Raw genomic sequence first — 24,484 nt, 5'->3', positions numbered from 1 at the left:
TACTTAAATACACTATTGAATAAATTGTTTTTTATAATGTGTAGATAATAAACTTAGGTAATCTAACTTCTAAAGGATTTGTACAGTAAAATAACTTCTGAAACACATTGTAAAACAATGTCCTTCAAGCTCTTCGTTAACTCTAAAAAAATATCTTTCATAATTCTATTGATTTTTGAATGGATAATAATATCGATAGTGCGATACGCTCAATATTGTGGTTGTCTGAGATATAGCTTTCTTCATCCCAATTGGATAAAAAGCCCAATTCTATTAATATGGCAGTACAATAATCTGCTGTTTCCCTTAGCACCTGAAAGTTCGCAAACTTCACACCTCTGCTATCATAGCCTATTGCTTCACAAAGTGCACTTTCAATTTGATAGCCCATAAAAACCGATGCTTTTGAGAATTTTTCTTGTTTTCTTGAAGCGTAAACTTCAATACCTCTTGCATCCGGATTATCGGAATGATTGCAATGCAAAGACACAAACAAATCAGCATTTAAGGCTTTGGTCAGTTTAGTCCTGTCCGATAATGATATTAAAGTGTCTTTGTACCTGGTCAAATAAATATCGAGTGGTTTTTCTAAGTCGTTATTTAACCTTAAAATCTCATTTGCAATGGACAAAACCACATCCTTTTCTTGGATGTTATTTATGCCAATTGCACCTGTATCTTTTCCACCGTGTCCAACGTCAATTATTATTCGTTTTTGAGCACTCGTTTCCTGTCCAAGAATGAAGCACATTTTCAGAACCAAAATCACAAAACTGACGTTTTTGAGCAGATTTTTCATTTTCAATTTTCGGGTTATCAACATTTTTCCTTTAAAAATTCATAGAATTTGATGTCAAATAACAGCAACGGAATTCAAACAATATCAAATAATATTTTATTCACAATTATTTGATTTTCAATTATTTATGTTCAAATATATGTAAATTTCCAATAACGAAAATGAACCAAAAATTTAAACTGTTCCGTTATGAAAAAATCACACTATTTAGCATCCATTCTTTCGCTCTTATCCACTTCGCTTTTTGCTCAAATTGGTGGCATTGAAGATTCAGTTAACGATGTAGGCGATACCATCAGAACTATTTTTCCAATACTACTCGGTGTAATCTTCCTTGTAGGTTTCCTGTTCAACGCAGGACATTTTTTTGGGGAAAATGCAGATTTAAAAAAGGGGATTACCCGAGTTTTAGTATTTGTATTGATTGCAGGTGCAGTAGTCGGAATCTTTACTTACCTAATAGGAATCGTTGTATAAATGAAACGGTTCGAGGTCTATAAAAACATCAGGAAAAGGGCGGTCATTTTTGGGTTGCCCATTTCCCTGTTTGCCTTGATGATGGTTTCTATTTTGGCTTCGTTGCTCATCATCATCTTCTCTTTCAGCTTTGGGATAATAATAGGTGTGTTGGTATTCAATGCTTCCCTATATGTGGCTTTGACACGGATAGCACACAATCCACAGCTTTTCCAAATGGCAAAGGCATTTCCGCAAATCATTAGTAACAAAAGAAACTCTGGCTTCGATTATGAACAAAATTAACCTTTCGGCATATCAACCTATTGTAGATATTCAAGATAATATCGTATTTGCCAATAATGGCAACGTAGTCTTGTGCTATAAAGGTAATCTACCAGAAATCTATTCGCTTTCTGAAAAGGATTTTGAGGATATGCACGGTGCTTGGTTTCAGGCTTTGAAGTCGCTGCCAGTTGGTACTGTGGTTCATAAGCAGGATATCTATTTAAAGAAATCCTATTCTTCAGAACAACTTCCGAATACAACCTTTTTGGAAAAAGCAACTCACGAGCATTTTAAAGGTCGTGGGCATATCGAGCACAGCTGTTATTTATTCTTCATCTTGACCAAGAACAAAGCGCTCAACAATCCGAAATATGTCAATCCCTTCAGAAAAGTTTCAAAAAGCATAGTTCAGGAATTGGACGACAACATTAAGAGTTTCGCCAACTCGGTAAGTGATTCCATTTCCTTTATCAACAACAGTCGAAAGATGGATTTTGTTTGGCTTAAAGCGGAAGAAATACAGCAACTGACAAGTGCCTATTTCAATGGCTTCAATGAAGGTTACGATACCGATATTCTACTGGACAAAAAAAGCGTCAATATTGGCGAAAACCATTTTGATGCCCTTGCCATCAACAGCGAACTGTGCTTTGGCGAAAGTGTACAGAGTAGCAAAACCAATGAGAAATTCACTTCTGATGATTTTGTGTTTCATCAAGGGTTTATTGATGGCTTAGGGCTTACGCTTAATGAGAACCATATCGTCAACCAAATCCTATATCTCGATGACAAACAGAAGTGGCGCAAGCTACTGGATAAAAAGATTGAGGAACTCAACAAAAGTTCCAACTTCGGTTCGCAGAATAAAGTGGTTCTTGGCAAAATCCAGCACATTCTTGACCAAATCAATGCCGATGATAATGCACGAATCATCCGTGGTCATCTCAATATTGTCTATTGGGCGAAAGAAGCTAAAGAGCTCGACAAAATAACTTCAAAAATAAAGACCGAATTTAAGGAATTGGATATCATACCATACTATCCAAGAGGCGAAGAACGTAAGAATTATATCCTAAACAGTTACTGCTGTTTTTCGTCCAATTTCTCGAACAACGATTTGTATGTAACGGATTTAAAACACGCGCTTTGCCTGTTCATCAATAACACCAATTACAAAAGCGATCCTACCGGAATCATCTTCAACGACCGTGAGCATAACATTCCTGTTTTAAAGGATGTTTGGGATGAAAAAAAGAAACGAATTAAAGCAAGGAACTTTGCCATTTTTGCACCAACGGGCGAAGGCAAATCGTTTTTGGCCAATAACATATTACGTCAGTATTTTGAAAGTGGCGTTCGCTTGGTCATCATAGACCTCGGTGGATCCTACACCAAGTTTGCCAAACTCTACCCTGAAAAATATACGGTGCTTCGCTATGAAAGCGGAAAGAACTTGGGCATCAATCCTTTTTATATAAGTGATACAAATGACCTCACACCTGAGCGACTGGAAGACCTATCCGTCTTTCTGTTTGAATTGTTTGCTTCAGACTTAAAGGTTACCAAAGCACAATCGGTATCGGTCAAAAAGATACTGCGCCACTATTATGATAGTACTTCAGAAAATCACTCTTTAGATGGATTTTACAGTTTTATAGAAAGGAATCAGAAGGATCTTCTGGACACCTTAAAAATCCATCCCGACTACTTCAATGTCACGAGCTTCTTGCACGTAATGTCAGAATATGTCGGCGATGGTCTATATAGCTTTCTTTTTGAAGTAAGCGAAGACCAGACTTATAAAATCGAAGACAAACGCTTGATTGTCTTTGAACTCGATGAAGTTAAGGACAATAAGGAAATCCTGTCTGTGATGCTCAAGCTCATCAAGTCTGCCATTCAAAGAACTATTTGGAAGAACAGAGCTGAAAAGGGAATCATCCTTTTTGATGAGTTTGCCAAGCAATTGAAGTTTGAAAACGTGTTGGAAAGTGTAGAATTCTACTATCAAGCCATACGTAAACAAAACGGTGCTATTGGGATTATTCTTCAGTCGATAAATCAGCTTCCTAACAATTCAACATCGGCAAGCATACTGGAAAACACACAGGTCATTTATAGTCTGAACAATGAAAAAGGATATGACGAAGTGGTCAAAAGACTCAACCTATCCAGCCACGACCTTAACCAACTGAAATCCATCAAGAACAATCTTTCCGGTCCACGCAAGTACACCGAAATGTTTATCAAAATTGGTAGGGAAAGTAATATTTTCCGCTTAGAAGTTCCGAAGGAAGTGTATGCAGCTTACTTGACCGATGGACAAGAAAATGAAGAAATAATGAAGCTCTACAATGAGCATCACGATATGGAAAAAGCAATAATTCAATTCACATCTAAAACATAATATTATGAAGACAAAAATCAAAATTTTAGTAATGACCGTAGCCTTGACCTTATTTATGTCTGGCAATGCAACCGCCCAGGGAATGCCAACTTATGACAATACCAATTTTATCAGCTTGGTAAAACAGTTGATAGAATCAGGAAAGCAGACCTCAAATATTATCAAGACAGTTCAATTTATGAAAAAAGCCAAAGAAAATATTGAGAAGGTCAACGATGTGGTTAGACAATTGGATGCCGTTCGCGAGATTGGACGTAACAATCAACGTTTAATCAATATGATGCAAGATGATTTAGGAGACATTCTTGACAGCCCTTACATCAAACCCGATGAAGTGGCAAGGGTATCAGAATCGTTTTCTGCCATCGTAGAAAACTCTTTGGACACAATGGATTTTATAGATGAAATTCTATCGAGTGACTATTTGAAAATGACCGATGCCGAACGTGCTGAAATTCTTAAACAAAAAGAACTGGAATCAAAGGAAATGGTTTCTAACGTCAAAGCCAAAACGAAACGATACAAGGATATTATTTCCTTCAGAAAAATGCAAGATAAAATCAATAACCGCGAAACCGAATATTAGAGATGACCGCAACCATCATTTTAGGGATTGGACTGGAATATATAGACACGGTTTTCCAGACGATACAAAACAGCAGTTTCTCGCAGTACACTATTGCGGGAATGAAAACGCTTGCTGTTCTGTTTTTTCTGGTAAATATCCTTAAAAAGTACAATGAAGGTGTTGCAGATAAGGAAGGTTACACTTGGGGGTTAAGTCCTGGGGATTTGATGAAAAATTTCGCCATTGTCATTCTAGTCATTTTTTCAACACAAATATTAGGTTTTTTTGACAGTATCTTGGTTTCAATAGAAGGTCAATACCGTGGCACCGCACCTGCCTTATTGCCTTTGCAGATGCAAGATATACCTATTGAGGAAGATGTCAGTATAATTGAGGTAGCAAAAGCGGCAATGACGCTCTTATACGAAGCATTGGTAACACCACTATACGGGTTCAAGATATTTGCTTTTATCGTAAGTATCATTCTGTGGATTTTGGATTTGTTCATCTATCCACTATTTCTTGCTGAACGTTTTTTCCTTTTGGGGATTATGCAGGCATTTTTTCCTTTAGTAATCAGTCTCGCGGTTTTTGAAAAATTCCGTTCACTCGCCTACACGTTTTTCAAATTGTATGCAGCGGTCTATATGTTGGTACCAGCTTTCTTTTTGGTCAACGTATTCGTTAATGCGCTATATACCGAAATCAATACTAATTTCTGGGTTAATCTTTTTGGAACAGACGTTGGCGAAGGCTTTTTTGCACCTGTAGTTCAGCTCGGTTCGGTAGGCTTTATAGTATTCCTTAAATTCAAACTGTATAAGCGTGCCACATCTTTTACCCTTAGATTATTTAATACTTAATTCAACCCAAAATGAAAACACCTTATAAAAATATTTATGCAGTCTTAAAATTGAACAGGTTTATCGTGTTAGCAGTTGTCATTTTCGCAATGCTATCCAGCACATTTTCTTTATGGATGGCATTCAGCACAAATCAAAAAGCGCTCAATAGTGCTTTTGCCATTAATACCGACGGAAGCATAATCCCCTTAAAAATAGTAACCCAAAAAGAAAATTTCAAGGTCGAAGCTCTTGCGCATTTGGACCTGTTCCATAACTATTTCTATAACATCGATGCTAGTAACTACGAACGCAATTTAGAAAAGGCACTTTGGTTGGGCAATAGTTCTGTAGATAATCTATACCGACAGAAAAAAGCCGATGGTGTTTATAACAGATTATTACAATATTCGCTCGTCCAAAAAGTATTGAGTATCGATTCTCAAATCGAGGAACAAAACGGAATGTATGTTTTTAGAACCGTCACGGTATTTGAAATCAATCGAGGTTCAATAATAGATACCTACGAGCTTGTTTCTAATGGAAACCTCATTATGGTCAATCGAAACTTTCCGAACAATCCACACGGATTATTGATAACCGATTATTTTGAAAACACCTTAAAAAAACTGAACAATGAAAATTGAGCCGACCCGCCTGCCGTCGTGCAGGTAATCGGCATTTAAAAACAAATAAATATCAACAGATGAGAGTAGAAAAGAACAAAATAGTATTTGCAGCGGTTTTGGCAGTAATCTTCATTTTCCTGATATCATACTCTATAATGGTTATGGGCGATGATGAAAGTGAAAATGAAAACCTAAAACAAACTTTAGTTCCAGATTTGGACGAAAACCAAAAAGAATACGATTCGAAATTGGATGCTATTAACGACCTAAAGGAAGTGCGCGAGAATAATGCACCAAGTATCTATGACGAAAAATTGATTGATTCCCTAGGCTTCTATGACCCAGATTTACCAGAACTAGAAAAAAAACGTATCGTAGATAGTATTTACGACTCGGGCAGAATTCAATATTCAGAAGAGCGCTATCAAAACTTCGGACAAAAGAAACCTGCTAGAGAAATCACAAAGCAAATCGACACAGCTGATGTAAAGCGAGAACAAAAGATTGAGGCAAAAGAATTAAGTCTTGAGCATCAACTGTTCTTTGCAGCTTCGCCCAAACCCAATGACCTTTCCATCATAGAAAACACAGATGAAACCATTTATGTAATCGTAGATGGTGATCAGGTAGTAAAGGCTAATTCACGTTTACGAATGCGTCTTTCCAAAACTGCCAAAATCAATAATAGAACCATTGAAAAGAACACGCCTATTTATGGTTTGATAAGTTTTCAACCTAATCGAACCATCGTAAAAATCGAAAATATTAATCACAACCCTACCAGTTTAAAGGCTTTTGATCTGCAAGATGGAAGTGAGGGTATTTACGTTGAGAATAACCTTAGGCAAGAGGTCACTACTGAAGTTTTAGATGATGTTATTAGCGATATAAATATCCCAACAGTACCGCAAGTTGGTGGGATAACCAAAGTATTTAGACGTAGTAACCGAAACATAAAAGTAACTGTATTGAACAATTACAAACTAATTCTAAAACCAAAATTATGAGAACAATTATAGTAATATTCACGATGTTTTTTTTCGCTTCAGCGAAATCACAAACACATAAGATCCTCGACACTATTTACGCAAACGATACCAAGAACGTTGCGCTCTTCTTTCCAGAACCCATAAGACAAGGCGTTACTGGTGCAGACAATTTTGTGTTTACTTACAATCGAGAAAAAGAACAGTACTTTGGACTGCTTCAAGCAAAGCCCGGAAAGGAAAGTAATCTATTGGTAATCAACAGAAATGGTTCAATTTTTTCGTATATTGTAAGATATAAAAAACAGCTATCTAAGCTCAATTATTTCATTCCGCTATCAAATAGTATAGGGAATGAGAAACCTATTAAAGTCGATTCGATTCTTGCTGAATCCTCTGAAGAACGTGTAGATAATAGAACGTATTACTACCAACAATTCTGCTCGTATCTTCTTAATAGAAATCAGCATATAGGTCAAATTAAAAAGCGAAATGAAGGTATCGTTTTGAGTGTTGAGAATATTGTTTTTGATAAGGAAGAACTTTACTTCGTCATCGAGATTAAGAATAATTCTACTTTGGATTATGATTTGAATTTCTTAAAACTCTCGGTTGAAACAAGACAAAAGGGAAAAAAGAAATCGTTACAACGTTTGTATCAAGAACCATTATTTAAATACAATCAGCCTTCCAAAATAAAGGAAAATGAAACAGTTCGGTTTGTATATGTAATACCAAAGTTTTCATTATCCAATGACCGCAGAGCAATTTTGGAATTGCACGAAAAAGATGGTGAACGCAATATTAAACTGAAAATATCACATAGTCATATCAATAACCCAAATTAGTAACGTTATGAAAAATTTAGTCATTTGCTCGTTCTTATTGTTGTTCTTCTCCTGTTCAGAAAACAAGAATCTTTCCCCTTCTGAAACTGCCAAAGTTGTTGCCGAAAGTTTTTATCACGGCGATGAAGCTACCTTAAAAAAGCATACAACTGCGGAAGGCTATGCAAACCTTTCAAGCATTCAAGCAATGTTTACTGAAGATAAAGATTCAGAAGCTAATTTTAAAGTGGTGGATGAAGCTATGGATGGCAAGGTGGCTTGGGTAAAATATTCAACTTCTTACGACCAAAAACCGGGTGTTTTTAAACTGATTCAAGAAGATGGCGAATGGAAGGTAACGCATAATGGGCCGAGGGATAAAGGGCCGTTTTAAAAAAAGAAATTCTATTTTAAATTTAATTAATTCATTTCGAGTTTAATTTCCCAATAGCCCCCTGTCTCGCAGTGACGCACTAAAAAATCTTTATTTTTAATAGCTGTAATGTGTTTGCCAACAGCAGATTCATTGATACCTAAAGCTTCAGCTATTTCAGTATAGGTAATAGTAGTATTGTTTGCTATAAGTTTAATAACTTCTTTTTGTCTTTTAGTTAGTGCTTTAGTTGCATCAATTGCACCACCTGTTACACCACCTGTTACACCACCTTCTTCTTTAGCCTTTTCATTAGCTTCTGTAACAGCTTCTTTAGCAATAAGAGTCATTCTAGAAAATTATCTGAAAAACTAAAGCTATCTTTTCCATAGTATTCTAAGATTCGAGGAATGCCGGAACCTAGTTGCTCTACCAGTTCTAAATCTTTAAAAATTCGCATTAGTTCCTTGTTCCTTGGAACTGAAAAGCCTTCGAAAAATTCTTGTTTGCTTAATCCTTCTGGCAGACCACCGGCCGATGTGATTTCAATTCTATCTGCAAAAATTTCAAACTTTGGGGCGATTTCATTGGTGTAGTCATTATGAACAATTGCATTAATGATTTTGCCATAATAACTTACAAACTAAAGAGAAATATAGATTTTTATAATAAAGGCAAACAATATTACTATTTTTGACAATTACCAACATAGAAGCCTTTATGCCAAACAGAAATCACTTAAGAATTATAGCAGATAGACAGCTAGAAGAATCTGGACAAGTAAAGTTCAATTACGGTTTCGGAAACAATGATGATGAAGCAAACCCAGAGCCGAATTACATATTTATGGCAAGAGCTTTTCGGGAAGATTTACAATCGTACCGAAGTGACCTCGAAGTGAAAGCAATTGCAAAAAACAAGGCCATTAATGTACCTTATGACGTAGACTATATAGAAGTTGATTTTATGGGGCAATTTCATTTGGAGAAATATTATAGCATTTGGTACGATACATTTGGCCTTGAAGGAGTAAGCTTCACAAACTATAATAGAACGGCATTATTCTCTATTTCAGATCGTGACAAATTTCAAGTCTTTATAACAAGTGTTGAAGGATTAATTAATAGAGGTTTAGAAAATAACGCGCAAGCAGTTTATAATAAAAATATACTTTTTGTAAAAAACTTTAAGCTTCTCACATTAAGTGATGTGCTGCAAGTAGATGCTGATAATATTGGTAATGTTGTCATACTTAAAACCATAGAACTACCTGCGAGTCCTGCCGTTGAAAATGGGATTATTGAAGCACTGGAATTTTACTTAAAAGATCATCTCATTGTTTATGAAATTGATAGAGAGTCAAATAGATTAGAGCTTTACGACACTACCTTAAATGAACTTATTGCTATTGCTCAAAACTTCGATGTTATTGAGAGCATTACGTCTTCCCTTTCGGGAGTAGTGCGGCCAGGGGTATACAACATACCAAGTAGGGCTTTTGGTTTTGAAATTGCAAATGCAAATGAGGATCTTCCATTAATTGGAATTTTGGATACTGGTATAAGTATGCAAACACCACTTTCAAGTATTACATTACAGGATGACACCTTTACATTAGACGGCAATCCATTAATAGACAACTGTGGAAACGATGGACACGGTACAATGGTTGGAGCATTGGCAGCACTAGGAAGACATAATCATAGTAATAATTTTGAAGGTGAAATAAATGCAGATGCCAAGTTGCTTTCTATAAAATTAATTGGTAGTGGTGATGGCTATCTTTCTGAAAAAAAGGTAATTGAACTACTGTATAAAGCGAAAAATAAATATCCTCATTTAGGTATTTTCGTCTTAACAATTTGTTATAAAACTCATAAGAAAACGAATGAAACATTTTCTAACTACACCTACGAACTTGACAAGTTTGCGTATGAAACCGATAGTTTAATTTTTATAAGCGTTGGAAACAATGTTCAAGCAATGAATGAAAATGTTGATTATGACTTAAATTACTTTGACAATGAGCACACAAATTTAAATACGCCAGCAGATTCTATGAATAATGTAACTGTAGGAGCAGCTGCAGATGGCTTATATAACGGTGTATTTAACGGTATTTCATCAGGAAAAGAGTTTCCTGCTATTTATACTCGTAAAGACCACATTGATCTTGCTGCCATCTATTCTGTTAAAAAACGAAATAAAAATCTTTTTAAACCTGACGTTATTGAAAGTGGTGGTGATTATGGATTCTACAATCCTACCACAATAGATTTTATGGATAATGCTGCAATGTCTGTATTATCATCTAACCCTGCTTTAGGATACACAAAAGAAGTTGGGACAAGTCTAGCTGCCCCGTTAACTGCTAATCTTGCTGCAAAGCTTAAAATTGCATATCCGGATTTAAAGTCACAAACATTAAAAGCATTGATAATTAATGGGGCTACATTAAAAAACACTGTGTATCCCGATGCAAACAAACCTTTGCTAAACAGAACTTCGGGTTATGGACTCATTGATGCAGATAATACTATTTTTTCAGATGAGAATAGCGCTACAATGATTCTTGAGGACTATATCCAAAGTGGTGAACAGAAAATTTACCCTGTTAACTTTCCAGACTATTTAATTTCAACGAATCTTGGTAAAATTAATGGCATTCTTAAAGTGACCGCTACGTTGTGTTTCAGCTTTTTGCCATTACAGCATAATCAATTAACCTATTGTCCAGTGCATATGGCATTTAGTGTTTTTAAAAATCATTCATCTGATGATATTAACCGAGTACAGCGAGAGTTAAATTCGAAATTACGTACCACTTTAAGTTGGTCACAATCCGCTAGAGATAAATCAACGCCCGCTCCTTACAGTAATGTTCAGAAAATTGAATTCAATATTGACGTTGCACAATTGCGTAGTGAGGGTAAAACCTTTAAACTGGCTGTACAAGCATTATTATCTAATCAGATTATGGCGTCCCAGGTTGAGAATTATCCAACAGAATTTAATTTCTCACTTGTTCTTAAAATTGAAGAAACATTAAGAGCTAATACTGGTAGACTCTACGACGAGTTAAGAGCAATTAATAATGTGGAAGTAATAAATATAGCCGAAGCCGAAGCTGATTTAGAGGGAGAAGTTTAAGCGTTTATGTCAAGTGATTTCTTTTCTGCAATAACAAGAGATTTCCAAATATGGCTATCAATTTTAGTAATTGACTTTATATCTCTATCACTATGCTTAAACAGACTTCTCTTCAATGCAGTGAGCAGTGTTTTCTGAATACTGTAATAGGACAAGCCTTCGCACATCTTCATAATTTTAGTTGCCTCACTCTTGTTACTGAATAAAAACCCACTCTTACTTAATGTTAGTTCAACCAGGTTTTTAATTTGTTGTGTGTTGGGTAAAGAAAATCCTATTATATTATCAAATCTTCTCGTCAGAGCTGAATCTAACATTTCTTTTTGATTCGTGGCAGCAATAACAATACTGCTTTGAGGTAAATAATCAAATAACTGAAGGATAGTATTGACCACACGCTTCATTTCGCCGTGGTCTTGACTATAATCACGGACTTTTCCTAAACTATCAAATTCATCAATAAAAATAATACAGTCTTCAAGAGCTGCCTTTTTAAATATTTTAGAAAGATTTTTACTTGTTTCGCCTAATTTAGAAGAGACGATTGCTCCCAAATTAACAACTACCATCATTTTATTGAGTTCGCCGGCAATCACGTAAGAGGCTAGTGTTTTACCACAACCAGAAGGTCCGTGCAAAAGTAATTTATTTGAAACGGGAAGATTGAATCTTTGAAGCAATTCAATTTTATCGTGTTCTTCAATAAAGTGTTTTAGTTCTCCCATTACGACATCATCTGCAACAATGTTTTCTAAAGAATAATCTGAAGTGATTTTTTCAAGAATTAAATCTTGAATGTCACGATCATCAAGACGCTGATAATAAGAATCAGAACCAACTTTAGTCAAATTATTAGTGCTCTGTTGTCGCATAGACTCTTTAAGGATAGATTGCAATTGAATTGCAAAATTCACTTTTTTAGTCTTTTTAGAATGCTCAACGAGCTCGTTGATTACAGTCAATAAGCGTTCCTGGTCGTTTTCCAAACCATACTTCGCTATTTCTTTTATGTAATCAAATTGGCTCAAATCGTTCTGGTAAATTTTATACAAATATAACGAATTATGCTGATAGTTTAGTATTATACTACTCTTTAAAGAATCTTCATCTTATTGTATTTCAGTTAAATAAAAGTGTATTAAGGAATTAAAACAAAAATCCTCAATGAAATGCCCCAACAATAAATTAATATTCAATATAACCCATTACCCAAATATCGACTGCGCCTCCTCATAAACCCGTTCAAAATTAGCTTCCAAATCAAACTGAGAATACTGCTTCGATTCTTGCGGAAACTCTCTTTTAATATTGGCTAACTTGAACTGTATCTTTTTATCCTTTCCATCTGCATAGGTTATAAATTCGCCTTGTTTCAATCTGAAAAAGACATCTGCCCTAATTTTTGGTATTTCTTTTTCTCCAGTTGTAATTCGAGTATCAAAATCGAGATTATGCCCACGACTTATACTTTTGGTAGGATCCTTAATAATTTCAAAAAACCGTTCGTAATATTTTGCGGTGTCTGGGTCATTGACTTTACCGAAAAATTGATAGGATAGATTGCTTAAAATCGCTTTGCTTGCCTTGTCCCCATACATCATATCATTTTGTATTTTGTCCTGCATCACATAAATCGTAGAAATATTATAGCTTCGAAGTGTCGCAGGAATACGATGCATATTCAATAAACGAATGGTTGGTGCTTCTTCCATCAATAGAAAAGATGGTTTAGAATTCCGAATGCTCATTTGCTTTGTAATCGTATGAATGATGGTCGCTATTACAGGCGAATAAGATGTTTCAAATTTTGGATTGTTCACTATTGAAATCACACAGGGGTTTTCTGGACTATTTATATTTAAAGGAACTTCGTCCGCAGACAACGCCATAAAAATGCGCTGTGTACTAATTCGTTTCAAAGCATTGGCCAAGGTGCTTTTTACTCCTGCGGTCTGTCTTTCAGAATCCTTTCCACTAATAAAAGCATCTGCCATTGCCCTCGATGTCGTATTGGTTTCCAAAAATCGGATAAGGCTTTCCGTGTCCAAATATTGATAAACCGCAATTAAGTGTGGAAGGGTACAGAATTGTGGATAGGTCGTTTTCAATTTCCAAATCAATCCACCAATCAAGCCTTCCGCAGCATCATTGAAAAATTTAGTTGTTCCGGTTGTTCCTGATTCCCTTTGTTCTAAAAGGTTTTCAATTAATACCCTTGAAACCTCATTTACGCTTTCCTCGTTCTCTAAATAGCGTGGCGCAATAGGATTTACCCTATGGATGATTTTATCGAAGGAAATGACCTTAAAAGGGATATCGCCATCCTTAAAGAGTGGATAAGCTATTTCGGTCAGTTCAAAATCTTTGTAATCGTGAATAATACCGCAAAACCCTTCTTTTTCGAAGTGTTTCAAAAAACCATAGACTACACTTTCGGTCTTTCCACTTCCCGCAGAACCGATTATGGATGCACCTCGTTTGATGTTATCCAGTTTGAAGTTTCCTTTTGTAGTGGCAAAGTTGACCTGATATTTGGCATTTCCACTTTTAGGCTCGTCCGTTTTATGCAAGAATACATACATTCCTATATTAATTAATATCAGAGGACAAACAAAATAAAGTGCTATTTGCACCAATGGTAATTGTTCATTTAAATAATACACAAGAGCACCAATCAGTAGAAAATTGACGACAAATGCAAATCTGCTTATCCGAAATATTCCATAGAAAACACTACTGGCCAAACCAATAATAAAAAGTACCATTACGAGATTGTCCATTTGCATAGTTTTAGATTAGATTAGATTCCGATGGAACTTGATTTAATGGCCACCTCTGCACCACGTCGTAGCCTATTAAAAATTTTCATCGCCAATTGTGCCTGTGTGACTGGAATACTGGGCATCATTGGGATGCCACTTTTCCCCATTATTTTGAACGCCAATGCTTTTTCGTTGGTGGGCAGTTTCATTAGTGAAGCAAAATAGATTTTCGGATTCTTGATAAAATCCTTTCTTGCTTTATAGGTTTCGGCGAAGTTCCTTTGATAGCCAAAAGTCTTATCAAAAGTCTTTTCTGCTTTTGTAAAAAATCCATCTCTGTCAAATCCCCGTTTTACCGTTTTACCATTTAATTCAACATCGGAAGCTTTGTACTTACTTCCTGGGGACAAGCTGAATTTATTGGAAGCATCCTTACGGCTCACAATTATATGGATATGACTTTGGTTTCCTGCTTTTGGCATTCCTTGTACGATTCGTTTTCCGTTCTGTTGGTGTGGGGCTTCTCTTTCGAGTTTCCCTATTTCTTTTTCCAATTTTTTCACATTCCCTTCTGCTCGTCCATCTTGCACATTTCGGATTTCAGTTTTTAGTTGAAGTATTTTTGTGGCATACGGTTGGTTTTCTTTTATCTGAAAGTCCGTTCCTTTAAAGGCTCTTTGGTGTTCAATTTTAGCATAGTATTTTATATCATCGATTGTAATGGGTCGCCCATTGATTTCGCGATTAAATGAAGCCACATAATCCTTCATAATCTCACGGGTGTATTTTTGCAAATCCTCACTATGGTTCTGCAACCGTTTCAGTTCGTATTTAGATGGGCTTACGGTAATGGAATAAAACCGTGGTTCGTGCTTTTCGAGTTTTGCCGTATTGCCATCAATTTCCTTGACCACTTCCTCTGCTGAAATCTCGTCGCCATATTGGTTAAAAAAATGCTCCATATCCTGTTGTTCCAATCCTTGGTTTTCCTTCTCCAGATAGCCAACAAAATCAGCCGAACTTTTAGAATAATTACCTCCTATTTTTTGAGGTGAGATTGTAATATACATAGCTCAAAAATTTACAGTTGGTTACTTGGATTTTGTTTTTCACGGAAGCGTACTTCCTTTTTTTCTTCGGCATATTTCTTTTCCAAAATCAGCGGTTTTTTGTTTGGCTGTTCTGTCTCAAAAAGGGATTGAATCATTGCGACCGTGGGCTTGGTTTGGGTCTTTTCAACATCCCTCATTATAGCGATGACTGCATTGATTCTTTTTAATAGTTTGGCTTCGATGGTTCGCCCTGTCGGACCCAATTTTTCCTTTGGGGATATCTCGTTATAGAAGAAAAAATCAAGAATATTTTCCATTGCTTCGGTATGGGTCTTGAAGTGTGTCTTTGAAAATTCCTGAAAACGTTTGGCAGTTTTCCTTTTGAACCTGATGGTGATGAATGAATCCATTTTCTTTCGCTTTTTTTTGTGTTTGACGTAAATCCATCCCTGTTTACAGACTGTGTGGGGGCATTTGACGCAAATCGAAGAAATTTATATAATCCATTAATTTTCAAGTATTTGAAAATCAATGGATTATACGCTAAAAGAAATATGTAACGTGGCTCTGCCCGTTACCCTCTTGCTATTCCTTTTCGTTCGCCACAGGCGAACAAAAATTTCATACAATCTGGCTAAAAAGCCAATTGCCTTTTAGGAATTCGAAAATTCCTCAATGTAAAATATAGATGGATACAGCTATCAGCGAAAGTTAAAAATGGGATAACTATATGAATTTATGTGAGCTGAATTTCAGCGAAATAAAGATACGCTTTTTTCTCGACTTGAAATTAATTGCATACAAAAACACCTCCAAAATTTAGAGGTGCTTGATTATTAAGTTTAGAAAATTAGATGTTGAATATGAACTTATAGGAATATAAATTTCGTAATGCTTCTTCCTCTATCATCGTTTCAAAACAGGTATAATTTTCCCTTACGTATTTGCGAATATCATCGCCAAATTTTCGTTCCACATCTTTTTTAGAATTTTCTAAAAGACGGTTTTGAGCCTCCTCGCTCAAGTCTGTAAAATTTAGATAAACCATAGCTTTAAATTTTAGTATTCGCTTGGTAACATCAGCGTATCATTTACAAAAAATAAACGCAATTCATCGAGCGGAAAATGGGTTGCCCGATAGCCGTGTTTTTCCAGAACATTATCGTTGCCATCGGTATAAATAATTTCAGCTTCGTAGCCTGTAACGACTTGTTCATCTTCGGGTAATCTTTTAAAGTCGATGGTAACAAATTCGCTTCGGTTCATCAGACTTTTTGCAATTACGGAAGTGTCCGTAATGAGCCAAAAACAATCTGCTACATTAGCAAGATATTTTAGTCCGTCTGTAAAACGTGTTCTTAATAATGGGATTTGATAGAACATTTCCGTACCGTGAAAATGTTGCAATCCTTCTTTTATTTCGTTAACTTGTGCTTTCATTGTTCATTTATTTTAAGTGAATAATTAAAAGAGGGCACGAACTAATTGAAAACTGGTATCTGTGCCCTCTTGGATTTTTATGGTTACTTACCATTTTTAGACCCGACCAAAAGAATTTCCCTTGCTACAACTTCGGTATAGTATCGTTTTTCGCCTTCCTTGGTTTCATAAGAGCGTTGCGCCAATTTGCCCGCAATGGCAATTTGTTTTCCTACTACTGCATATTTCTCAATGATTGAAGCAAGTTTTCCCCAAGCCACAATACTATGCCAATGGGTTTCCGATTGCTTCTGCCCTTTTGAGTCTTCGTAATTTTCATTTGTAGCCATTGAGAACTGCGCCACAATTTTTCCGTTTTCAAGATTTGTAACCTGTGGGTCTTGCCCAAAGTTCCCGATTAACTGAACGTGATTTTTAATAGTTTTCATAATAAAAATTTTAAAGATTTTTAATGAAAAAAGGGCGCAACTTTCGAGAGGAACGCCCTCTTTAATTTTTAAGAATTACTTGTCATTTTTACTTCCAAGTAAAAGGATTTCATTTGCTTCGATTTCGGTAACAAATCGCTTGATACCCTCTTTGTCCTCGTAGCTTCGGGATTTCAATTTTCCCGTAACACCTACTTCCTTGCCTTTACCTACAAATTTTTCGATAATTTCGGCAGTCTTGCCCCAAGCCACAACGGTATGCCAATTGGTTTCTGTTTGTTTTTCGCCTTTGGCATCCTTGTAATACTCATTAGTAGCGAGTGAAAAACGGGCTACTTTTTTACCGCTTTCAAGGTTTGTAATGGTTGGCTCTTGTCCAACGTTTCCGATTAACTGTACGTGATTTTTTAAAGTACTCATAATAAAATATTTAAAGATTAATTAAAATGCTATCTGAACCATTCAGACAGTTTATTGTTATATTTTTTTGAAGTGATTTACTTATTATATCTTGAGCGTTTTCCTTTTTTGTTTTTTTTGGTGTCGCTTCCTTTTTGATGTTTTTGTAAGATTTCATAAGATTCATTTTAGATTTACTTCCCATAGCGCCCTCGCTGTTACCTTTTTTTGTTGCTGATACATTTTCAAGATTTTGAATTGATAAGGACTTATAAAAAGTGAAGCGCAGCGAGAACGGTTTATGCAGTCTGTTCAAGTTCAAAATGTTGGTATTTTGCTGGCAAAAAAAGGGTATAACAGCGAGGGTGCGGATGTAGGTCTAAAAGCTTTTGTGAAGTATAAAAACGTAGGAAGCGACACCAAATCATTAAATGGAATTCCGATTTGGCGGACGCTATTCACGATTTTGGCTTGGAAATGTAGTGTTCCTTCCCAGAGAATCGGGAAGGGTTAACGGAATGGAAAGTCGAAATTGGGGATTGTGTCCAAGATATTTGTAGTGAAGCTCTTTTCCCGAAATGTAGCTTTTCGCGAAATGCAGGGGAATGTGCTGAATGGCTTATGAAACTCGTATTAAATAAAAGGGTGAATAGTTAGCTCACTCTTCAAAAAGTATTTTTTGATTTTCAGATAATATTTTTGTTTCTGATTTTTCAGCTATTTTTAATCTATCTTTTAAAGCCTTTCTTCTTTTATCATAAATCCAACTTCTCAAACTATTCAAACGTCCCATTTCATATTCTGAAAGTTTGCTTGGTGCGATTTCAGTCATTGCATTCAATTGGCCACTATTCTTAAACTGAATTGCATACTGAAGACCTAGCCAAGTATAAATATTTACCCATTCGGTAGGCATTGGTGCTTCATAAGTTCTGGGCATCATATATGCTAAAGTTTATGTAAGCGATGCCATTTCTTCTTGTTGCATTGAACATAATAGTCGTGATAATTTTATGTTTTTAAGTATGTCTCTTGGTATTGTATCTTTCCAAGCAGATTTAAAGACAATGATGGGACTGGTGAGACAATCCATAAAATTAAAAACGAAATCGTTACTTCGCTTTTTGTTTGATTTCGATGATTTTTTCTGTGTAGATTCGGGTTCACACTCGAATCCAAAATCAAGTTGTACAAAATTAAAATTTTCCATAATGTGAGGTTTTAGTTTGAATAATGATTTAAAAGTGTTCGGTAGTACAGCTGATGCTTATCTCTGTAATAAGCTAAATGAGTCTCTGCACTATCAATTGTGTAATTTTCACTACTCAATTGATAATGTTCTTCCGCTTCTTTTAATGAAATGCTGGGTTTTACAGATAATTGTTTCATAATTTTATATATTTTAGTTAAACAATATTTGAGCATTACCCAAACGGAAGCTAAAATCACAGCTCAAAAGGAAACGGAATAAATAAGCGTAGGATGGTGCGATGGCTTTATGCCGTAGTCTTTTGATGGGTGTATTTTACGAGTTTACCTTTGCGCCGATATTGATTGATTATTTATGTTATTTTTAGCGGACTTAATTCACGATTTTGGCTTGGAAATGAAGTGTTCCGTTCCAGCGCAGCGGATCGAGTTAACGGAATGGAAAGTCAAAATTGGGGATTGTGTCCAAGACCTTTTTAGGTAAGCTCTTTTCTCGGAATGCAGCTTTTCGCGAAATGCAGGGGAATGTGCTTACTGGATTATGAAAACAAATTATCCTTATTTAGTAGGGCTTAAAGCGGACTTGACTTTAAAGATGTAGATTGGGAATGAAGCGATTCTGCCATTTTTATGGCAGGTTCAGCGCAATGGAAATCGGAAGATTTGAAGTTGTGTCCAAGACCTTTATAATGAAGCGTATTTACCGAAATGAAGCTTTTTGCGGAATGCAGGGGAATGGGCTGAATGGCAATATTAATGTCGATTCAATTCATCATCAATATTTAGGTTTCCATTTCCAATTACATTTAGGTGCAAACAATTCTGGACTGAAATAGATTTCGCTAATTAAATCAAGAAACTTATTACTTCTTAAAAGTCCACCGCAATGTTCTGGTTCAGTGGCAATTGTGAAACCTTTTATACGTTTAAAAATCCAGTTAATTAATGGATTATCCTTGTTTAGCATTTTTCGTATTTCTTCTTCCTGTAAGTAGGTAAATTCAAATGAACCATCACTTAAGCCATTCTTTACTGAAAAGAAGTCCAAATCAATATCAAAAAACACGGACGTCTCTGACGACTTCAACAGTGCTTCTTGTAATGCTTCATAAGTTTTGAATTTTTTGATGGTGTGCTTGTTGCCATAGGTATCTGTCAATTCTTCATCTTGCCAAGTATCTTGACCTAGTCCTTGTCTACAATGCACGTATATATTTCCAATCAAATTGAGATAAGCCGCACATAATATATGGCCATCATTATTGCCCGCAAGTTTTGCCCAAGAAAATAAAGACACTTCTGCATCACTCGTTAAATCTAATTTATCTAACCATTCTTTTTCTGTTTCACAAGGGTAGCATAAATCCTGGTGCCAGTCTAACGAAACTAAACAAGGTTGCTTAATACTTTCATTTTTACGCATCCATTTGTTCCAATAGAAAAATGCGTATCGATGTTCTTGAAATACTGCAAGTTCTATTGCTTCAGTTTCATTTGTTGGATGCGATAATATTTGTCGTGAAACACCTGGTGGTTCTATGTGATATGGGTTTCTGAATTCAATCATTATCAATGGTCTTGAAAGGAACAATATCGCTTAAATCATTTTTGATACCTTGTTCACGTAGTGGCGAAGTGATATTCAACTGAACGACATCTCTATTTTGTCTCCAAATAATCTCTGCGATAAATGCAATTGTTAATTGTACAGATTCCGCTGGATTTTGATTTTCATTTGTGTTCCAGCGTTGTCTCAACTCACTATTCTCATCAAGATTCAAGTCGATTACAGAGGCATATACGTTTCTGTCTGGTATAATTGGTTCAAGACGCAGTTCTTTAATCTCATCAGCTTTGAGGTCTGGATGATTAATTCTCGGAAGGTCAGTCTTTGGCAGAACGAATAGTACATTTGTAAAAACTGGCGAAGTCAACCTAATCATATCCTCAAGGAAATCAGGTATTTCGACTAAACCATTGTCGAAAAAACCAAAGCCTACAATAAGATGTTTCTCTTTATCGTACTTTAATCTTTTAAACGCATCTTCAAAGTTTTCTCTGTCTATTAAGTATCTACGTGTTCTCGCTCCGAGGAAAGAGTTTGGAATATATCGATTGATTTGGTCATAAATGATTTGTTGTGCAAATATCGAATCATAATTTAGATGTGGTATGTCTCCTTCTGTAAAACCTTCTTTTCGGAAAAGTATGGAACCTCCATTTAGACCGAATCGCATCACAGGTTCATCATTTGCAAAATCATCTTTATTTATTATGAGGCTGTACTGATTAAATGCATCGTCTATCATCGTTGCACTGCTGGCCAAAAATTGATTAATTTTATTATCAGATAATGGTGCATTTGTTCTATTCTGTTGAATTTGCTCTTCAATTCTAATTCGTAATTCAGGCTCAAAACCTTCTATATCCTCCAAAATAGCATCTGACAAATTATAGCCCAGTAAATCCAATAAGTCTTTATTCTCTAATATTTTGTTTAAACAAAACTTGAAATAGTCCAAAGCATCTTTCCATTTAAGTAATTCAAGTACTTTATTTGGCAATCTTGGTTGTTCGGTAAATTGATGAAACGTATAATAGGGTTGCAAGAAAAATTGTCTTATAAAAAGCAAACATACATATTGACAAATCCAAAAGGTTATTTGTCGTGAGAGGCCTAAATTATCAATGTCTGGAAATGGGTATTTAAAATCTGTAGGCGTAACTCTGTTTACATACCCTTCTTTAAAATAGGCAAACCAGTAGAATATGTCATACATAGAGTTAGGCAATAGGTAATAATCTGGCGGCTGACTTTGTGTGAAATTTAGAATTCGTTTTAGTCCATTATTGTTTTGACGATACAATAGCAAGCCACCCAATGCATAGTGAAACTCTAAAAATCTTATCTGTTCACTTTCTCTTATTTCAATTTCCTCCTTGTTCTCATAATCTCTAATATCGATGTTGTATTTGCCAGTTTTCCTCCCTAATTGAAATCTATAATATTGGTGTGCAGTGCTCCAATGCTCCTTTATAAACTTTGCATTGTCGGAAATCTGATAGATATTGCCCCACATACTATCATACGTTTTTTCTGATATTGGAATCTCCTGAAAATCCTGTCCCAACAACCACCAATTTGATACTGCGGGAGAAGTCAATCTATCCAATTCAGAAACTTCTTTCCGAAGCAATTTTTTAATTAGCTTACGGGTTACGTCATAAAAATAAAATGGATATTCTAAAGCTTCGCTTGAATTATGATTATGACGAATTTTAATAAACTCTTCAGTATAAAACTTACTCAATTCCTCTTGTAAATGGATATCCTCCTTTTCTACAGCGAAATAGGCTATCTCGTTAAGTGAATTGATAAGGTTTTCTTTATATCTACTTTCTTTTGAAATTGATTGATATTTCGCAATCAGATATTTCAATAGGCGAGCTGGTTTTCCGTTGTATAAAGCTATTTTGTCAAGCCAGATTATAAAGGATATTACAAGAAAAAAGGTAAGAGTTAATGTCAATAATTTTGCGGAATTTTGCATCCATATTGAGTTTTTCCAAAATAATGGTTCGGCACCTGCAATCAAAAAGGCAAATGATGCGATAGTGAAGAACAACAGCCATTCGAAAGTGGTAACTTTCCTGCTCCGAAATGGCAAAATGCGACCATATGCCCGTTGTGGAAATTCTTGTTCAAAAACTTCGGAAAGATAATTTGAGTCATACCTATTCCCAATATTCGATATTTTATCAATTATTATAGGATAAGCGATACCAATAATGGCAATATCAATCCCAATGCATATTTCTATTATATATTTTAGATTCATTTCTTCATATTTATAGTAATTCCACAGCCTTATACCAATAATAAAAAATGCTTTTATCTGGTTGTCTTTTCAGTTTATTTAAAAATGCCCAATCTGCTTTTTCAATGTTAAGTTCACTTATGTCTTGTCCTTTGTAATATTCAATTTCTGTTATCTCATCTTGCAACAATATAGCATTCAAATAAGCTACCCTGGCCGAAGCTGCAAGGGCTTCCTCTATTCTGAAATTTCCCGTCATCAAAAACGCACTTCCAAAACTGCGTATGCCACGGTTTAATTCGTCAAACTTCTTTTTTGTTTCCTCGGTTGGGTTACGTTCCCTTTTGGCGATGATGGCACAGGTGTCTATGGCATCCCAAAGCACATCTGTTTCTTTGAGGTTTCTGCCGCTGAAATCTTTTTCCGAACTGCGATATGATAGTTCCGCTTTCGCAAAAGCTGAAAAGCTTTTTTTAACCATTGCCATAGCCGTAATGTTTTCAAATAGCTTTCCTAAATCGAACAATTGCTTACAGATTTCCATTGCAAATAACTGGTCGCCCTTATAATATGGAATACCGATGGTCTCTGGCGCAAAAGCAGTAAGCTTGTCGCCACAGATGGAATTTACCGAAGGTGTTGTAATTGATATTATAGGCTCATTAACCAATAGCCAAGGAATTTCAATGGAAGATTCTATGAGCTCTGGATAATGCGGGCTGTCAAAAAGAATATCCAACAGAATGGTTCCCGGAACGTTCGGGTTATAAACCGAATCAAATTCAAAAGTATAATGTGCCTTTGGCACGCCTTCTTTGTAGCTTCTGCGTTCATTCAAAGTGTGGCTTTTAAAATGTGAGTTGGCAACAACTGTATCAAGGATTTTTTCCAATGCGTCACGTTTTATACTTGAAATGATGTCGATATCAATTGAAAACCGATTGCCTTCTTCAAGTAAAAGCACGAGTGAAGTGCCGCCTTTAAAGACAAAATCAAGTCCTTCTTTTTTTAGATTTTCCAACAATGAAAATGCGTGAACCATTTTTTCCAAAATGGTCACATTAATGCCTTTATGTTCTTTTTTTGACCGAAAAATATCCAGCCACTCTTTTGTGAAGCTTTTGTTTTCAATCATTGATTATGTCCTCTAAAATATTTGGTATGTGGTTATTCATAAATTGCTTGATTTCCTGTTCTTTTTTTCGTCTTTTCGCATAGCTAAAGAGCTTTGTGAAATTAATACTGTATCGCTCAAGTATCTTTTCATAAATATTTATTAGTTCAGAGCCTTGGTAAAAATGGAACAGGTTTTCATCGGCAAACAAGTCCACCATTATTTTTTCAAGCGTGGCAATTGGAACTACATTTTTTTTATCTTTCAATTTACTTATCGGAGCTCTTGTAACGAGACGTTTTATGACCACGGGTACAGCACTCTCGGAAATGTAGAATTCAATTTCCTTGTCATCGGGATTCAAGAAAAAATCCATTTTCAAGGAATCGTTTAGATAATAGTATAGTGATTCTGTAAATTCCTTTTCCACTTCTACTATAATCATTTGATTGGATACTTGATGCTGCGTAAATTCATTGAGCCATTGGTTTTCCCATATAGCATATTGGATTTCCTTAAACCGTTCATTGGTCTTACTTGCTATTTTTAGAACACTATCAGACAGTACTGGTCTATACTTGGGTTTATAGGATATAACATACAATCCACGCCCAATAGTTTTGATGATGTCTTTTTTCTTCAGGTCGTAAATGCGCCAACTAAATGTACTTTCCTTCAAATCCGGTTCAAGGTTCAAATAGAACTGAAATAGCTGGTCCCTATCAAAAGAACTTTGCTCTTTAAATGCTTCTATAAGCTTATTTTCTACAATCTTTGGCATAATATCTATATCAAAACTTTACCAAAAGTACAAAAAAGTGGCGAATATTTGAAAACTAATTATTGCCACTATGTAAATAAAGTGGTAAATATTTGAAATTATCGTTAGAAATGGTATTCAAACTGACTTAACTCTAAAGATTTATATTGCCAATGA

General features: G+C 35.5%; 27 protein-coding genes. 10 read left to right on the top strand and 17 right to left on the bottom strand.

Going from position 1 to position 24,484, the window contains the following annotated elements:
• Positions 1-157: 157 nt before the first annotated feature.
• Positions 158-799, bottom strand: a complete 642-nt coding sequence (locus tag P176_RS0111485) for an N-acetylmuramoyl-L-alanine amidase (RefSeq protein ID WP_026754843.1) — start codon at positions 797-799, stop codon at positions 158-160.
• Between the two features lie 189 nt (positions 800-988).
• Between P176_RS0111485 and P176_RS0111480 the strand changes: the two genes are divergently transcribed.
• Genes P176_RS0111480 through P176_RS0111440 form a run of 9 tightly spaced genes read left to right on the top strand, consistent with a single transcriptional unit; the run spans position 989 to position 8,196 of the window.
• A complete protein-coding gene (locus P176_RS0111480; protein WP_008610937.1) occupies positions 989-1,276 on the top strand; it encodes a hypothetical protein in 288 nt (95 codons plus the stop codon).
• Positions 1,277-1,561 carry a hypothetical protein gene (locus tag P176_RS20280; RefSeq protein ID WP_026754842.1) on the top strand — a complete coding sequence of 95 codons (285 nt, stop codon included), beginning with the start codon at positions 1,277-1,279 and terminating at the stop codon, positions 1,559-1,561.
• On the top strand, positions 1,548-3,950 hold the full coding sequence (locus P176_RS0111470) for a TraG family conjugative transposon ATPase (RefSeq protein ID WP_026754841.1): 2,403 nt from the start codon (positions 1,548-1,550) through the stop codon (positions 3,948-3,950). Before P176_RS20280 ends, P176_RS0111470 begins: the two co-directional genes overlap by 14 nt.
• A gap of 4 nt (positions 3,951-3,954) precedes the next feature.
• Positions 3,955-4,536, top strand: coding sequence for a conjugal transfer protein (locus P176_RS0111465; protein WP_026754840.1), 582 nt, complete (start codon positions 3,955-3,957; stop codon positions 4,534-4,536).
• 2 nt (positions 4,537-4,538) lie between these two features.
• A complete protein-coding gene (locus tag P176_RS0111460) occupies positions 4,539-5,381 on the top strand; it encodes a hypothetical protein (RefSeq protein WP_026754839.1) in 843 nt (280 codons plus the stop codon).
• A gap of 11 nt (positions 5,382-5,392) precedes the next feature.
• Positions 5,393-6,007 carry a conjugal transfer protein TraK gene (locus tag P176_RS0111455; RefSeq protein WP_026754838.1) on the top strand — a complete coding sequence of 205 codons (615 nt, stop codon included), beginning with the start codon at positions 5,393-5,395 and terminating at the stop codon, positions 6,005-6,007.
• Between the two features lie 59 nt (positions 6,008-6,066).
• Positions 6,067-6,996, top strand: coding sequence for a conjugative transposon protein TraM (gene traM / locus P176_RS0111450; protein WP_026754837.1), 930 nt, complete (start codon positions 6,067-6,069; stop codon positions 6,994-6,996).
• A complete protein-coding gene (locus P176_RS0111445) occupies positions 6,993-7,823 on the top strand; it encodes a DUF4138 domain-containing protein (protein WP_037348910.1) in 831 nt (276 codons plus the stop codon). The genes traM and P176_RS0111445 overlap by 4 nt, the downstream gene beginning before the upstream one ends.
• A gap of 7 nt (positions 7,824-7,830) precedes the next feature.
• Positions 7,831-8,196 carry a DUF4878 domain-containing protein gene (locus P176_RS0111440; protein WP_026754835.1) on the top strand — a complete coding sequence of 122 codons (366 nt, stop codon included), beginning with the start codon at positions 7,831-7,833 and terminating at the stop codon, positions 8,194-8,196.
• Between the two features lie 26 nt (positions 8,197-8,222).
• Here P176_RS0111440 and P176_RS20700 read toward each other — a convergent pair whose 3' ends face one another.
• Positions 8,223-8,525, bottom strand: coding sequence for a winged helix-turn-helix transcriptional regulator (locus tag P176_RS20700; protein ID WP_225626176.1), 303 nt, complete (start codon positions 8,523-8,525; stop codon positions 8,223-8,225).
• On the bottom strand, positions 8,522-8,701 hold the full coding sequence (locus P176_RS20835) for an ATP-binding protein (protein WP_317193702.1): 180 nt from the start codon (positions 8,699-8,701) through the stop codon (positions 8,522-8,524). The genes P176_RS20700 and P176_RS20835 overlap by 4 nt, the downstream gene beginning before the upstream one ends.
• Before the next feature lie 167 nt (positions 8,702-8,868).
• On the opposite strand from P176_RS20835, the gene P176_RS0111420 reads away from it, so the two are divergent.
• Positions 8,869-11,325 (top strand): S8 family serine peptidase, encoded by a 2,457-nt coding sequence (locus tag P176_RS0111420; RefSeq protein WP_026754834.1) that lies wholly within the window; start codon positions 8,869-8,871, stop codon positions 11,323-11,325.
• On the opposite strand, the gene P176_RS0111415 is transcribed toward P176_RS0111420, so the two are convergent.
• The 14 genes from P176_RS0111415 to P176_RS0111335 form a co-directional block, all read right to left on the bottom strand.
• Entirely contained in the window at positions 11,322-12,353 is a 1,032-nt protein-coding gene (locus P176_RS0111415; protein WP_026754833.1) for an AAA family ATPase, read from the bottom strand. The genes P176_RS0111420 and P176_RS0111415 overlap by 4 nt on opposite strands.
• A gap of 177 nt (positions 12,354-12,530) precedes the next feature.
• On the bottom strand, positions 12,531-14,111 hold the full coding sequence (locus tag P176_RS0111410; RefSeq protein ID WP_026754832.1) for a type IV secretory system conjugative DNA transfer family protein: 1,581 nt from the start codon (positions 14,109-14,111) through the stop codon (positions 12,531-12,533).
• A 14-nt stretch (positions 14,112-14,125) separates the two neighbouring features.
• Entirely contained in the window at positions 14,126-15,157 is a 1,032-nt protein-coding gene (mobB, locus tag P176_RS0111405; RefSeq protein WP_026754831.1) for a MobB family relaxase, read from the bottom strand.
• Between the two features lie 11 nt (positions 15,158-15,168).
• Positions 15,169-15,549, bottom strand: coding sequence for a BfmA/BtgA family mobilization protein (locus tag P176_RS0111400; RefSeq protein ID WP_008610923.1), 381 nt, complete (start codon positions 15,547-15,549; stop codon positions 15,169-15,171).
• 440 nt (positions 15,550-15,989) lie between these two features.
• Positions 15,990-16,187, bottom strand: a complete 198-nt coding sequence (locus P176_RS0111395) for a hypothetical protein (protein WP_026754830.1) — start codon at positions 16,185-16,187, stop codon at positions 15,990-15,992.
• An 11-nt stretch (positions 16,188-16,198) separates the two neighbouring features.
• Complete coding sequence (locus P176_RS0111390) at positions 16,199-16,579, bottom strand: DUF6876 family protein (protein ID WP_026754829.1); 381 nt, start codon at positions 16,577-16,579, stop codon at positions 16,199-16,201.
• Between the two features lie 83 nt (positions 16,580-16,662).
• Entirely contained in the window at positions 16,663-17,007 is a 345-nt protein-coding gene (locus tag P176_RS19375) for a single-stranded DNA-binding protein (RefSeq protein ID WP_037348909.1), read from the bottom strand.
• A 75-nt stretch (positions 17,008-17,082) separates the two neighbouring features.
• Positions 17,083-17,427: a single-stranded DNA-binding protein gene (locus tag P176_RS0111380; RefSeq protein WP_026754828.1), complete on the bottom strand. Its 345-nt coding sequence runs from the start codon at positions 17,425-17,427 to the stop codon at positions 17,083-17,085.
• Between the two features lie 637 nt (positions 17,428-18,064).
• Positions 18,065-18,349, bottom strand: coding sequence for a hypothetical protein (locus tag P176_RS0111370; protein WP_026754827.1), 285 nt, complete (start codon positions 18,347-18,349; stop codon positions 18,065-18,067).
• A gap of 278 nt (positions 18,350-18,627) precedes the next feature.
• On the bottom strand, positions 18,628-18,795 hold the full coding sequence (locus P176_RS20410) for a hypothetical protein (RefSeq protein ID WP_154192220.1): 168 nt from the start codon (positions 18,793-18,795) through the stop codon (positions 18,628-18,630).
• A gap of 595 nt (positions 18,796-19,390) precedes the next feature.
• Positions 19,391-20,182, bottom strand: coding sequence for a UPF0489 family protein (locus P176_RS0111350; protein WP_026754824.1), 792 nt, complete (start codon positions 20,180-20,182; stop codon positions 19,391-19,393).
• On the bottom strand, positions 20,175-22,454 hold the full coding sequence (locus P176_RS0111345) for a hypothetical protein (protein WP_026754823.1): 2,280 nt from the start codon (positions 22,452-22,454) through the stop codon (positions 20,175-20,177). Before P176_RS0111345 ends, P176_RS0111350 begins: the two co-directional genes overlap by 8 nt.
• A gap of 10 nt (positions 22,455-22,464) precedes the next feature.
• Positions 22,465-23,568, bottom strand: a complete 1,104-nt coding sequence (locus P176_RS0111340) for a nucleotidyl transferase AbiEii/AbiGii toxin family protein (RefSeq protein WP_026754822.1) — start codon at positions 23,566-23,568, stop codon at positions 22,465-22,467.
• Positions 23,561-24,328, bottom strand: a complete 768-nt coding sequence (locus tag P176_RS0111335; protein WP_026754821.1) for a DUF6577 family protein — start codon at positions 24,326-24,328, stop codon at positions 23,561-23,563. Before P176_RS0111335 ends, P176_RS0111340 begins: the two co-directional genes overlap by 8 nt.
• Positions 24,329-24,484: the final 156 nt, after the last annotated feature.

The sequence above is a fragment of the Sediminibacter sp. Hel_I_10 genome (assembly GCF_000688335.1).
GTDB lineage: Bacteria > Bacteroidota > Bacteroidia > Flavobacteriales > Flavobacteriaceae > Psychroserpens.
This window is presented reverse-complemented; position numbering and strand designations above follow the sequence as displayed.